We start from the raw sequence: 13,108 nt of genomic DNA, 5'->3' as shown, positions 1-13,108 counted from the left end.
CCCCCCCCCCCCCCCCCCCCCCCCCCCCGCTTCCGTCTCGGGAGGAGACTTAGGGATTACGCAGCGGTCTTGGCCTCGATCTGCTTGGCCTTGGCCGGAGCCGAAGTGATCGCGATCTTGCGCGGCTTCAGTTCCTCGGGGATGTTGCGCTTCAGGTCGACGAAGAGCAGGCCGTTCTTCAGCGTGGCGCCCACGACCTCGACGTGGTCGGCAAGCTGGAAGCGGCGCTCGAAGGCCCTGGAGGCAATGCCGCGATAGAGCAGTTCGGAACCCTCGCCCGTGCCCTCATCCTTGCGCTCGCCTTTCACGGTCAGCACATTGCGGTGGGCCTCGATCGAGATCTCCTCGTCCGAGAAGCCGGCGACAGCCATCGAGATGCGGTAGGCATCCTCACCGGTGCGCTCGATGTTGTAGGGCGGATAGGTCTGCGCGCCATCGGGCTGCGCAAGGGAATCAAGCATGGTGAAGAGACGGTCGAAGCCGACGGTCGAGCGATAGAGCGGGGAAAAATCAACGTGACGCATGGTGTGTTCTCCTGTTGAGCAACAAGGCTTGCGTTTGGCCGGTGCGAAACCCGTGAGCGGCGTTCCGGTTTGACCAGCGGCCCCGACATTGGCGGCCGCAATCAACATTTGGGGAGCGGGCAAAGCCATTTCAAGATTTTGCCTCCCGGCAAAAATCGAGGATGAACGGCAGATGAACCGGCGCTTTTGCGCGCGTTCAGACAGCCGCCGCTAGACTGCTCTCGACATCAAGGACAAGCGGCGCCGGATTTGCATGGACCGGGCGCCGCGACGAGGCCGAACCGGGTGCAACGTCCCTTCCTCCCGGATCGACAGAGGCCGGAAGCGCGCTCATAGCGGCTTCCGGCCTTCCCTGTTGCCGATCCGACGCTCCCGGAATTCCTTTGCTTTTGGCCCATGGACGGCTATCAACCTTGGCGAGGCCGGCCACGACAGGCAGGCATGCGAGACGCCGAGCACGAAGCGCCGAATGACGGATCTCCTTTTTCACGAAACTCCCCTTTTTCATGAAACTGAGGGCAACCCGCGACCGGAAAACGCCACCGGCGGCTTTTTTACGGCACGCGACGGCAAGAAGATACGCTATGGCCTGTTCGCCGCGGTCGCCCGCCCGATGAAGGGCACCGTGGTGCTGCTGTCCGGCCGCAACGAGTGCATCGAGAAATATTTCGAAACCATTCGCGATCTTGCGGCGCGCGGTTTTGGCGTCGCCACGCTTGACTGGCGCGGCCAAGGCGGCTCCGACCGGCTGATCCGCGATCGCCAGCGCGGCTATATCAGGTCCTTCCGCGACCACACGGCCGACCTTGAACAGTTCTTCGAGGAGATCGTGCTGCCGGACTGCCGCGGGCCGTACTACATCCTTGCCCATTCGGCCGGCGCCGTGATCACGCTGCTTGCTTCGCCCTCCATGGTCAACCGCGTGCGGCGCATGGTGCTGATCGCGCCGTTCTTCACCTTGCCCGACCTGCCCGTCTCGATCCGGACGGTCCGCCGCGTCTGTTCGCTGTTTTGTGCCCTGGGCCTTGGCCGGCTTTACGCCGCCTGGGGCCCACGGCCGAAGGTTACCGCTCCCTTCGACACCAACAAGGTAACGACGGATCCGGAACGTTACCGGCGCAACACCAGGATCTACGAGGATCACCCGCAACTGGCGCTTGGCGGCCCGACGATCCGCTGGCTGAGAGCGGCTGCCGAAGCCGCGGAAGTGGTAAGCGATCCCGAATTCATGGCCCGCATCCGGGTCCCCCTGCTGGTCATCGCCGCCGGTGCCGACCAGGTCGTCTCGACCAAGGCCGTGGAAGCCTATGCCAGGCGTCTGCGCCTCGGCTCGCTGCTCATGATCGACGGCGCGCGTCACGAGATCCTGCAGGAGGCCGACATCTACCGCGAGCAATTCCTCGCCGCCTTCGACGCTTTCATTCCCGGCAGCGACGACCCGACGGCCTGAGGGCGCGTATTGCCGAGCCGGCGCCGGTTCCGGCTCATGCTTGGCGAAAACTCCATGATCCGGTTGGTCCCCCGGTCGCTCGCTATCCGCTGACAACGCCCGTTCCCAGCGCCCGCGTCTTGCGCGATCAATGTCGGACGATGATCGCGCCGACGCCTCGGCAATTCTAACGGCTACGTCTGCCTCCTGCTCAACCGGAGGCAACTTGACGCCAGTTCCCGTTCGGGGCCCGAGCGCTAGTTACCGTCCGCAGAGGTCAGTCGACGGATCGGGAGGAGCGGCCATGAACGCATCGGACACGCTGCCACGCCAGGGGCATCGCCTGCTGCAGCTCGGCATCGCCCTCCTGCTGTTTTCGTCAGTCGAAGGGTTCGCCATCCCATACCTCGCCGCACCGCGGCTCGGATTGTCGGTTCACACGCTCGGTGCCTTGCAAGGCGTCCTGCTGCTGGTTTTGGGTCTCGTCTGGTCCAGGCTCAATCTCGGCGTCGCGATGTCGCGGATTGCGTTCTGGTTCCTGATCTATTCAGCCTTGGCCATCCTGGCAGCCTATGTGATGGCCAGCCTCTGGGGAGCCGGCAACGAGACGATGCCGCTGGCGGCAGGAGCCGCGCATGGAAGCGCCTTTCAGGAGTACGCGATCAAAGCCATCGCCTATTCGTCCGCGCCGACCGGCCTCATCGCTTTCGCGCTCATTCTATGGGGCCTGCGTCTCTCGGACGCCTAAAGCGCATCGCGGCGAAACGGATGCTCAGCCGCGCAGGGCCGCCATCGCCGCCGCATGGAGTTCGGGCGTCGCCGCCGCCAATATGTCGCCGCCATTCTCGGCCGGCCCGCCGTCGAAGGTAGTGACCACGCCGCCCGCCTTCTCGATGATGGGGATCAGCGCCACGATGTCATAGGGCTTCAGTCCGGGATCGGCGACGATGTCGACGCTTCCCGCGGCGACCATGGCGAAGGCGTAGCAGTCGGTGCCATAGCGAGCGAGTTGTACCTGCTTCTCGAACTGGTCGTAGCGCAGGCGTGCCTCGCCCTGGAACAGCGCCGGCGTCGTGGTGAACAGCGTTGCTTCAGCAAGGCTCGTCGTCTTGCGTGTGACCAGTTTGCGCGGCCCGCCCGGCCCCTCATAATGGGAGCCGGAGGCGTTGGCGTAGAAGAGCTCGCCGGTGAAGGGCTGCGACATCAATCCGGCAACGGCATCGCCCTCCACCGTCAATCCGACCAGCGTCCCCCACACCGGCAGGCCGGAGATGAAAGCGCGCGTGCCGTCGATCGGATCGATTACCCAGACATGCCTGCTGGAAATATTCTCGCTTCCGTGTTCCTCGCCGAGAATGCCATGGTCCGGATATTGCGCCGATATCAGCGCCCGGATGGCGCGCTCGGCTTCGCGATCGGCTTCGGTGACCGGATCGAAGCTGCCCTTTTCCTTGTTGGCGACCGCGCCCTGGCTGCGGAAGCGCGGCAAGGTTTCCGCCGCCGCCGCTTGCGCGATGCGGCGCATGAAATCGATGCTGATGTCCAACTGATTCTCCCGCATTGCAGCATGGCCGAGCCCACGTGTGCCGCCAGTTCCGCGCCAAGACAAGGGTGTTCCAGGATTTTTCGCCGCGCCGACTGTTGCCAGAATAACACGCCGGCGCCACCGAAGCGCAATTTCCACATCACTCTGAATTAAAAAAGCCGGTAGGTCGCTTGACATTTGTGCAGCGCACCATACCCTTGATCTCGGACAGGGTTTCCTGTCCATGCCCTCCTTGGGCGTTTCCTCCCTAGACTTCGACCGTATCGTGCGAACGATGCGGTCTTTTTTTCGCCGCCAGTTCCAATCCCCGCCAATCCCGATCCATGTCGCCCAGAACTATGCGGCGGTTGTGGATGGCGCCATCAATGAAACCGGGCTCTGTTCACTCCGCGGCCAGCGGCAGATCCATGAAATGGTGGTCGGGCATGGCCATCAGGTCGGCCGAAAATCGCGCCAGGTCGTCGGCCAGCGCATCGAAGCCCGCCGCTTTCTCGAATGTCCGCTCATTCATATAGAGCCCGCGATTGACCTCGATCTGCAGCGCATGGAGATGGCGCGCCGGGCGACCGTAGTGTTCGGTGATGAAGCCGCCGGCATAGGGCTTGTTGTGGGCGACGGTATAGCCCATGGCGTTGAGCAGGCCGATTGCGGTCTCGGTCAATGCCGCGGTGGCCGAGATGCCGAAGCGGTCACCGATGATGAAATCGGGCCGCAGGCCGTTGTCGCCGACGCGGATGCTCGCCGGCATCGAGTGACAGTCGATCAGCACGGCAAAGCCGAAACGCGCGTGGGTTCGCGTCAACAGCCGTTTCAGCGTCTCATGATAGGGTTTGTAGACCGCCTCGATGCGGGCGACCGCTTCGGCCAGCGGAAGGCGGCCGGAGTAGATGTCGAGGCCTTCACCGACCAGCTTCGGAACGGTGCCGAGCCCGCCGGCCACGCGCGCGGAACGGATGTTGCAGAAGGACGGCACCGGCTCGGCGAACATGCGCGGATCGAGTTCCCACGGCTCGCGGTTGACGTCGAGATAGGCACGCGGGAAATTTGCCGCGAGCATCGGCGCGCCAAGCGCCACCGCGCCGCCGAACAGCTCGTCGACATAGCAGTCCTCGGACCGGCGAATGGCGTTGCGGTCCAGCCTCGCCATGGCGAGGAAGCGCTCCGGATAATGTCGCCCGCTGTGGGGTGAGTTGAAGAGGAAGGGGACGCGCTGCTCGGCGCCCGACCGGATTTCGAAGGGGGGAACGACCGAAAAATCCTCGGCTGCCGTCTTCAATTTGAACGAACCCGAAAACACCAATGCATCATAGGATGAAAGTGCCACCTTGAGGGCCGCATGTCCAGCATTTCAGCGCCGGCACCGCCTTTCCGAATGCGGATTATGCTGCGCCTCGTTCACTTGATGTTTACCCTCGCCTCCTCATATACAGGATGGTTAACGGCCCTGCTTTTCGGCAGAGTTCGGGCGGGTGATTCGGACGGGATATCATGGCACGCATTCTTCTGGCGGAAGACGACGACGATATGCGTCGCTTCCTCGTCAAGGCGCTGGAGCGCGCCGGTTACCAGGTCAGCGACTTCGACAACGGCGCCAGTGCCTATGAGCGGCTGCGCGAGGAACCGTTCTCGCTGCTTTTGACCGATATCGTCATGCCGGAGATGGACGGCATCGAGCTGGCCCGCCGCGCCACCGAGATCGATCCCGACCTCAAGGTCATGTTCATCACCGGTTTCGCCGCCGTTGCGCTGAACCCGGATTCCAAGGCGCCGAAAGACGCCAAGGTGCTGTCGAAGCCGTTCCATCTGCGCGACCTCGTCAACGAGGTCGAGAAGATGCTGCAGGCGGCCTGAGCCGTTTTTGCCCAAGGCATCGGCGACTATCGGCCGGTGCGGCAAAACGGAGCCTTCTTTCCCCTTTCCTGCTATTGACGCGCCGGATCAAAAATGGTGTATGCGCGGCTTCGGATGGGCGTGTAGCTCAGCGGGAGAGCACTGCATTGACATTGCAGGGGTCACAGGTTCAATCCCTGTCACGCCCACCATCCTTTCAAAGACTTAGTCTCTTGTGCCGATTGGCACAGAACGGCACAAAACGCCCACTGAGCTCCTGAATGGTGCCCTTGAGTATTCCGATGCGGCCGATCCGTGACAGCTTGTGTGTTACGCCCGATATGGCGGGGTCAAGAAAAAAGCCGAACGGAACAACCAGCGCCGTGAGAAGTTAGCCGGCACGCTTCCCTCCGCCCTCCGTCGGCTCAATAGCCCCGTTTGCGCTCGCGGGGCGGGGTTTCTGCGTTTTGGGCATCTACCTCCAATTGCCGACCGAATCGCTCTTTCGGGTGACTTTCTTAAAGGAGTGAACTGTTCAAATCTGGAGTCTCTCTAAGCGGGAGGAACGGATGGGCAGCGATTTCGAGGCCGCACGACGACACCTGAAGCGCGCGCGTCAGTGCCTTCATGGCGATGATCACGTGAGCAGAGAAACGGTTGAGAGAATCGATGAAATGATCATAGCCCTGGCCGCGGAGGAGTGCTCTTCGTTTGGCTCCCTCTTCCCCTTCGGCCATCGAACGACGCGGAACTCTGAGGCCGCCTCGTCCAAGGCATAGCTCTACCTGCCGAAGGCAAACACTCGCGGTCCGTCGAGGCCCCGCTGGCTCCGTCCGGCCGGCTCTTCTGTAGACTTGATGAAAAGGCCGGAGCCAACAACCGCTCCGGCCCTGTTCCGTCGTCAGTCATTGCAGCTGTCGTCGGCCTTTGCCGCCGCGGTCTTGCCGCCATGCTGCTGCGCCTCGATATCCTGCTGCGATGTTGCGAGATTCTTGTCACCGCCGCCTTCCGCCCCCGCCAACGGCATTGTGCTGCCATCCTTGGCGGCCGGTTTGCCGGCACTATCCTTGGCCTTCGGAGTTTCCAAGGGCGCGTGGGTACCATCTTTCGAAATACCGGCAGTCTGTTGGGTGTCGGCGCCCGTGTTGGCAGCCGACTTGTCCGGACATGCCGCGATTGCAGAGCCCGCAGAAAACGACACCGCAAGCGCGATTACCAAAGCCATTTTCATCATGCTCGTCCTTCTGTTTGAGTGCCCTGCGGGTGAAACTAACGGCGCTTTTCTTTGTTCCGGGCCGGGCCGTATGTCGTCATCGACGCACCACAACCGGCACGCTGATGCCACGGCGACGGCGCCAGATACTCCACGGAAGCGTTCGCCGACTCCCTTGTTATGCGGCCGAAGGGATACTCACCAGGAGTGAATGATGAAACGACTTCTTCTCGCTTCCGCCGTAATGATTCTTTCCGGCGGCCTTGCCCTGGCGCAATCGACCAATACGACGTCGAGCGGCTCCTCCTCCACGACGACAACGATGCCGACGGATCAGAACACGGACTCGACCACGACCAAGTCGACCAACTCCGCTAAGGATTGCGCACCGGGCCAACAGACAGGCAGCGCCAAGGAGTCAGCTCCCGGTCAGCAGGATACCAGCGCCAAGTCCGCGGCCCTGGCCAGATGGAAACGACGACGGAAGGTTGCTGACCGCATTGCCACTGATGTCTCGACTCGCAACCTTGGCCTCCAGGTGCCTCGCGTCAGTTGGAACCACCTGCTGGGCTGATAGCCCGTCGGCTTCGGCCGGCGGGTGTCCAATGAATGCGGCTGTGGACTCGGTGACCCCCTACGCAAACGTGACCAAGTTCTCTGAAAAGTGACTGACGATTGTCCGCCTCGACGCGATAACGTTCCTCGACATCAGGAGGAACGCCTTGAAGCTCAATTCGCAGCAGAAGAAAACCGTCCTTGCCTCATTCCTGGGCTGGACGCTCGACGCTTTCGATTTCTTCCTTCTGACATTCCTGCTCACCGACATTGCGTCTGAATTCCAGACCGACGTCCCGGCGGTGTCAAAGGCGCTTTTCCTGACCCTTGCGACGCGCTTCATTGGCGCGTTCTTCTTCGGCACGTTGGCAGACAAATTCGGGCGCAAGCCCATCCTGATGCTCAACATCGTCAGTTATTCCGTGATCGGCGCTTTGGCCGCCTTCTCGCCCAATCTCGGCATATTCCTGGCGCTGCGCGCACTGTTCGGCATCGCCATGGGCGGCGAATGGGGACTTGGCTCCTCGCTTGCCATGGAATCCATCCCGCCCAGCGCCCGCGGCATGGTCTCGGGCATCCTGCAATGCGGCTATCCGGCCGGCTACCTCCTAGCGGCGGTCGTCTATGGCCTGCTCTATCACCAGACGATCGGCGGCTACACGATCGGCTGGCGCGCCATGTTCCTGCTCAGTTTCATCCCGGCCCTGATCGTCCTTTTCATCCGCTCACATGTTCCGGAATCGCCGGCCTTCGTCGAGGCGCGGAAGACCGCAAGGCCCGGCATGCTGGAGACACTGCAAAAGCACTGGGGCGTCGCCCTCTATGCGGTCGTGCTGATGATGTTCTTCAACTTCTTCAGCCACGGCACGCAGGATCTCTACCCGACATTCCTGAAGAAGCAGCATGGTTTCGACCCGCACACGGTGAGCTGGATCACCATCGTCGCCAACATTGGCGCCATCGTCGGCGGTCTGGCGTTCGGGGCGCTGTCCGAGAAGATCGGCCGCGTCAATGCGATCACGCTCGCCTGCCTGATTGCCTTGCCGTCCATCCCGCTATGGGCCTACAGCTCGACGCCCTTCATGCTGGCCATCGGCGCCTTCGTCATGCAGGTCGCGGTCCAGGGCGCCTGGGGCGTCATTCCGGTGCACCTCAACGAGCTCTCGCCCGGCGCGGTGCGCGCGACCCTGCCCGGCTTCATCTACCAGGCCGGCAATCTCGCAGCCTCCTATGGCGGTCCCTATCAGGCGGGCATAGCCGAGGCTCCCGGAGGCAGCTATGGCTACGCGTTGGCGCTATTCGCCGGCGTGGTCGCCGTCTGCATCATCATCGTCATCCGCTTCAGTCCGGAACGGCGCGGCCAGGTGATGACCGTGCTGGACCACGACGTCAGCCGAGTCTGAGCGCCACGACGCCGGCGACGATGCTGAGCGCGGCGGCGCCGCGCCAGCCTGTCATCTTCTCGCCGAGCGCGAACACCGAGATCACCATGGCGAACAGGATGGAGGTCTCGCGCAGCGATGCCACCGAGGCGATCGGCGCCTTGGTCATCGCCCACATGACGATCCAGTAGGCAGCGCCGCTCAGCACGCCGGTGAACAGCCCCGCTTTCCAGTCGCGCGCCAGCACCGGCAAGGCCCGCGGTCCACGGAAGATCAGGCACAGCACCAGCGCTCCAAGCGCATCGCACACGAACAGCCAGGCGGCATAGCTCTGCGCCGTGGCCGCCAGCCGCGCCCCGCTGCCGTCGGACAGTGTGTAGCTGGCGATGAAGATCGAGGTCCCCAGCGCAAAGCCCACCGCGCGCAGGTTCAATCGTTCCAGATGCGCGCCGCCGCGAAACGACATCACCAGCGTGCCGGCCGACAGCAAAAGAATACCCAGAATGGCGAGCGGCGCCGGCACTTCGGCGACCACGAACATACCGCCAAGCGCCGCCAGCAAGGGCGCGGTGCCGCGCGCCAGAGGATAGGTCTGGGCGAAGTCGCCGGCCTGGTAAGCGCCGATCAGGAAGGTCCGGTAGCCCATGTGGAAGACGACGGAGGCAATGATATAGAGCCAGACCTCCGCCCTCGGCACCTCGACGAAGGGAAGTGCGAAAAGCGCGGCAAATCCCATGCCAAGCGTCATCAGGGTGATCGACAGGAAGCGGTCGAGATGGACCTTGACCAGCGCATTCCAGATCGCGTGCATGGCGGCCGCCGCAAGCACCGCGAAGAAGACGAAAAGCGTCATTTGGGCCTCATCCGCCTCCGGGGCCGGCGGGCGTTTCGAGATCGATGTCGATCCTGACCGGAAAATGATCGGAAGCCACTTCGCCAATGTCCGAGCTGACCGAGCGCACACGACCGGCAAACAGGCCGCCGACGAAGCAATGATCGAGCCGGCGCTTTGCCAGCCTGCCGTCGATGATCTTCTCATGCGTGTGGAAGTCATCCGCCGGTTCAATCGCCACGGCAGCGGCATCGACGAACCCATCCAGATAGGCGGCACCGCGATGATAGGGCGTGCCGCCGACGATGCGGCGGTATTCGGCGCTGCCCGGCTCCATGTTGAAATCGCCCATCCAGATCGCCGCCAGCGGGTTCTCCGGCTCTGGCTCGCCATTGCTCCAATTGCGCGCCGGCTCATCGTCGGCGCCGCTCCACGGCCCGCCATCGGAGGGCGCCCGGCGATGCTCGGCGAGCAGATAATCGATCTGCTCCAGCCGTTCTTCAACCGCGACATGGGCGAGATGCAATGAAAGCACCCGCACCGGACCCGCCGGCGTGCGGATCATGCATTCGAGCGCCGCGTTGCGGGTGTTGAGCGGCCGCAGTGTGCGGCGCATCGGCAGCGCATGCAGCCGCGACCAGACGATCGGCAGCTTCGACAGCACCATGGTGCCGAACTGCCGGCGCCGGCTGACGATGCGGCCGTCGCGCTGTTCGCTGGCGTCCATGTCGAAGGCCGGGCCGTAGACCCAGTGATAGTCCGGCAGCAGGCACGAAAGCAGCTCCGGCTGGTCGTCGAAATTGCTGCGCTGCCAGTGCCGCTCGACCTCCTGCAAGGCGATGATATCGGCGCCGGCAACAATGCGCGCGGCGCGCGCCGGATCGTAGAGGCCGTCGCTGCCGAACCCGTATTGGATATTGTAGCTGACCAGCTTCATTCTTGTCCGGCTCAGTTTGGTGACGGCAGTACCGTTTCGACGGCGACCTTGCAATGGACCGCCGCGGCGGCCCGGCTGGGCCACGACGTAAAAGCCCCTCGCCTCGCCTAGGTCGTCAGCGGCTGGAACCGTCCCGCCGGGGAAGCCGCCAGCTCCGACCAGTCGATTTCTTCCTCCAGCCGGTGATAGGCCTCGTCACCGATCGTCCCGTTGCGGCGAAGTTCTTCCAGCGCGTCGCGCTGGCGCTTGATGGCATAGAGCCGAAGCCGGTCGTACTCGGTTGCTGCCTGGGCGTCGTCGGGGTTCTTGGCGACCTTGCGCTGTGCGGCATACTGCTCGCGCACCGCCGCCGCGGCGGTCGAGGTCTTGCCGCTCAAAATGTCGAGGGCCGCCTGCATGATGGCGACACGGGCCTGCGCGACCTCGCGGTCTATGGTCTCATCCGGTTCGAGACGAAGCAGGCGCAGCAACGGCTTCAGGCTCATGCCTTGCAGGACAAGCGTGCCCAGCACCACGCAAAAGGCGGTGAGCACGATCGGATCGCGGCCGGGGAAGTCCGCCGGCAATGCGAAGGCAGCCGCCAGCGTCACCAGGCCGCGCATGCCGCACCAGCCGATCAGCACCCCGCCGCGAAACGACGGCACCTCTTGCCGCTGCTCCGCATTGCCGAAGCGGGCAAGCCATCGGATCACGGCGCCGCAGCCCAGCACCCAGGCAAGGCGGGAAACGATGACGACCGCCAGGATCGTCCCTGCAAACAGGAATGCCTCGGACTGTCCCTGCTCGGCCAGGCGACCGACGATCAGCCGCGCCTGCAGGCCCATCAGCACGAAAGCCAGCACGTTAAGCACGAACACCGCCGTCTCCCAGACGGAATAGGAGCTGACGCGCTTTCTGGCCGACATGCGCCGCGGTGCGGTGCGCGCGATGGTCATGGCATAGACGACGATGGTGATGATGGCCGAGAGCCCCAGCCTGTCAGCCAGGATCCAGACGCCGAACGTCCCGGCGAACTGCACGACGGTGCCGCTCGCCGCATCTTCGATACGTCCAAGCATCGCCTGGGACAGGCGGCCGAGCAGATAGCCCGCGGCCAGGCTGCCGATGGTCGACAGCAGGACCATCGGAACGGCACTGCCCAAAAGAACGGGACCGGCGGCGGCGGTGATCGCGATGCGATAGATCAAAAGCGCGGTGGCGTCATTGAGCAGGCTTTCGCCCTGAAGGATGGCCGTGATGCGGTGCGGCACCTTGAACTGCCCGAGCACGGCGCTCGCGGCAACCGCGTCCGGCGGCGCCACGATGGCGCCAAGGGCTATGGCGGCAGCGATCGGCAGGCCGGCCATTTTCCAGCCGACCAGTGCCACGACGGCGGTCGTGAAAACGACCGCGCCAAGCGCCAGCAGCACAAGCGGCAGCCTGTAGCGGTTAAGATCGCGCAGCGATGTGTCGTAGGCCGCGTCGAGCAGCACCGGCGCAATGAACAGCGCAAGCGCCAGTTCCGGATCGATCTCGATCGTCGGCGCGCCGGGCAGGAAGCCAAGGCCGGCGCCCGCCAGCGCCAGCAAGGCGGGGTAAGGAACCTGCAGGCGCCGCGACAGCGCCGTCAGCGCAACGGCGATCAGCAGGAGGACAAGGGTGAGCTCAAATAGCGCCATGGCTCATCGTAGCGGCGAAGCGGAGCTCTTGGCAGTGGCAAAGCCGCAGGATGCTGTTGATTGTCCAAGAGGAGTGCATCGTCCGGCAACTGGACCGGTGACCGGATCGACAGGGCGCTTCGGCCGCGTCAGTGCAGCACCAGCAGGTCGCCCGACGAGAAGGAAATCTCCGCCTTCTCGCCAACGGCCGGCGGTGGCGTCGTCGAACTGTTGAACGTGTCGAGCGAAACGGTGTTGCCGCCGATGCCGACCCGGACCCGGATCACCGAGCCGAGAAAGTGCACTTCGGAGATCTCGCCGGACAGGCTTGAATCGCGGCCGGGCTGGCGGCCGAGCGAAATGGCTTCCGGCCGCAACGCCAATGACAGCGTATCGCCGGACTTCGAGCCGTTGAGCCTGCCCTTGAGCGAGACTTCCTCGGTGTTGACACGAACCTTGCCCGACGCCGCGTCGGTGACGGTGCCTTCCAGCACGTTCAGCGTGCCGACGAAATTGGCGACGAACTTGGTTGCCGGCCGGTTGTAGATCTCGAACGGCGTGCCGACCTGCTCGGCCTTGCCGCCATACATCACCGCGATGCGGTCGGAGATCGACAGCGCCTCTTCCTGGTCATGGGTGACGAAGATGGTGGTGATGCCGAGCTTCTTCTGGATCGAGCGGATTTCCTCGCGCAGCGAGACGCGCACCTTGGCATCAAGCGCCGACAGCGGCTCGTCGAGCAGCAAGAGCTTCGGCTTCGGTGCGATGGCGCGGGCCAGCGCGATACGCTGCTGCTGGCCGCCCGAGAGCTGATAAGGATAGCGGTCGGCCATCTGCGGCAGCTTGATAATGCCCAGCATTTCGGCGACACGGGCATCGATATCAGCCCTGGACATGCCGGCGACTTTCAGTCCGAAGCCGATGTTCTGCGCCACGGTCAGGTTCGGGAACAGCGCATAGGCCTGGAACACCATGCCGACATTGCGCTGGTTCGGCTTCAGCCTGGTGATGTCCTTGCTGCCGACGACGATCTTGCCGGCCGACGGCTCCTCGAAGCCGGCGACCATGCGCAGCACCGTCGTCTTGCCGCAGCCTGACGGGCCGAGGAATGAGACGAACTCGCCCGGTTCGACGTCGAGATTGAAATCCTCGACAACGGTGGTGGCGCCGAAGGATTTTCGCACATGCTGGATGGAGAGGAATGGCTCGGCCATGGCTTTTTC

The 13,108-nt window shown here is 63.7% G+C and carries 13 protein-coding genes and 1 tRNA gene; 6 read left to right on the top strand and 8 right to left on the bottom strand.

The genetic code is table 11. The features are described from left to right. Positions 1 to 56 precede the first annotated feature (56 nt). On the bottom strand, positions 57 to 524 hold the full coding sequence (locus tag LB547_RS20350) for an Hsp20 family protein (protein ID WP_140496288.1): 468 nt from the start codon (positions 522 to 524) through the stop codon (positions 57 to 59). 469 nt (positions 525 to 993) lie between these two features. Between LB547_RS20350 and LB547_RS20345 the strand changes: the two genes are divergently transcribed. Next, positions 994 to 1,974, top strand: a complete 981-nt coding sequence (locus LB547_RS20345) for an alpha/beta fold hydrolase (RefSeq protein WP_140671434.1) — start codon at positions 994 to 996, stop codon at positions 1,972 to 1,974. Positions 1,975 to 2,257: 283 nt separating this feature from the next. Next, positions 2,258 to 2,701, top strand: coding sequence for a hypothetical protein (locus tag LB547_RS20340; protein WP_140560301.1), 444 nt, complete (start codon positions 2,258 to 2,260; stop codon positions 2,699 to 2,701). Positions 2,702 to 2,725: 24 nt separating this feature from the next. Here the strand turns inward: LB547_RS20340 and hisN are convergent, their stop codons facing one another. Further along, positions 2,726 to 3,499, bottom strand: coding sequence for a histidinol-phosphatase (hisN, locus tag LB547_RS20335; RefSeq protein ID WP_140496291.1), 774 nt, complete (start codon positions 3,497 to 3,499; stop codon positions 2,726 to 2,728). 382 nt (positions 3,500 to 3,881) lie between these two features. After that, positions 3,882 to 4,823 (bottom strand): N-formylglutamate amidohydrolase, encoded by a 942-nt coding sequence (locus LB547_RS20330; protein ID WP_140556542.1) that lies wholly within the window; start codon positions 4,821 to 4,823, stop codon positions 3,882 to 3,884. A 164-nt stretch (positions 4,824 to 4,987) separates the two neighbouring features. Here LB547_RS20330 and cpdR point away from each other — a divergent pair, with 164 nt between their 5' ends. Both cpdR and LB547_RS20320 read left to right on the top strand, forming a co-directional pair. Next, the gene (gene cpdR, locus LB547_RS20325) at positions 4,988 to 5,350 is read left to right on the top strand and encodes a cell cycle two-component system response regulator CpdR (RefSeq protein ID WP_006199474.1); all 363 of its coding nucleotides are present in this window, start codon (positions 4,988 to 4,990) and stop codon (positions 5,348 to 5,350) included. A gap of 116 nt (positions 5,351 to 5,466) precedes the next feature. Continuing rightward, positions 5,467 to 5,541 (top strand) — tRNA-Val (locus LB547_RS20320). 689 nt (positions 5,542 to 6,230) lie between these two features. On the opposite strand, the gene LB547_RS20315 is transcribed toward LB547_RS20320, so the two are convergent. Then, entirely contained in the window at positions 6,231 to 6,563 is a 333-nt protein-coding gene (locus LB547_RS20315; RefSeq protein WP_140496294.1) for a hypothetical protein, read from the bottom strand. A 193-nt stretch (positions 6,564 to 6,756) separates the two neighbouring features. Here LB547_RS20315 and LB547_RS20310 point away from each other — a divergent pair, with 193 nt between their 5' ends. Together LB547_RS20310 and LB547_RS20305 are read left to right on the top strand one after the other, a co-directional pair. Continuing rightward, positions 6,757 to 7,116 carry a hypothetical protein gene (locus LB547_RS20310; protein ID WP_140657337.1) on the top strand — a complete coding sequence of 120 codons (360 nt, stop codon included), beginning with the start codon at positions 6,757 to 6,759 and terminating at the stop codon, positions 7,114 to 7,116. Between the two features lie 148 nt (positions 7,117 to 7,264). Continuing rightward, a complete protein-coding gene (locus LB547_RS20305) occupies positions 7,265 to 8,500 on the top strand; it encodes an MFS transporter (RefSeq protein WP_140513694.1) in 1,236 nt (411 codons plus the stop codon). Here LB547_RS20305 and LB547_RS20300 read toward each other — a convergent pair. The 4 genes from LB547_RS20300 to LB547_RS20285 form a co-directional block, all read right to left on the bottom strand. After that, positions 8,487 to 9,332: an EamA family transporter gene (locus LB547_RS20300; protein WP_140496297.1), complete on the bottom strand. Its 846-nt coding sequence runs from the start codon at positions 9,330 to 9,332 to the stop codon at positions 8,487 to 8,489. The genes LB547_RS20305 and LB547_RS20300 overlap by 14 nt on opposite strands. 7 nt (positions 9,333 to 9,339) lie before the next feature. Next, positions 9,340 to 10,248 carry an endonuclease/exonuclease/phosphatase family protein gene (locus LB547_RS20295; protein WP_140761372.1) on the bottom strand — a complete coding sequence of 303 codons (909 nt, stop codon included), beginning with the start codon at positions 10,246 to 10,248 and terminating at the stop codon, positions 9,340 to 9,342. A gap of 107 nt (positions 10,249 to 10,355) precedes the next feature. Continuing rightward, entirely contained in the window at positions 10,356 to 11,906 is a 1,551-nt protein-coding gene (locus LB547_RS20290) for a cation:proton antiporter (protein WP_140513695.1), read from the bottom strand. A gap of 128 nt (positions 11,907 to 12,034) precedes the next feature. After that, positions 12,035 to 13,099 (bottom strand): ABC transporter ATP-binding protein, encoded by a 1,065-nt coding sequence (locus tag LB547_RS20285; protein WP_140496300.1) that lies wholly within the window; start codon positions 13,097 to 13,099, stop codon positions 12,035 to 12,037. Between the last annotated feature and the right edge of the window lie 9 nt (positions 13,100 to 13,108).

The organism is Mesorhizobium sp. B264B1B (assembly GCF_020165765.1).
In the GTDB taxonomy this organism is placed as follows: domain Bacteria; phylum Pseudomonadota; class Alphaproteobacteria; order Rhizobiales; family Rhizobiaceae; genus Mesorhizobium.
Note: the sequence above shows the minus strand (reverse complement) of the source record. Positions and strands in the feature narration are given on the sequence as shown.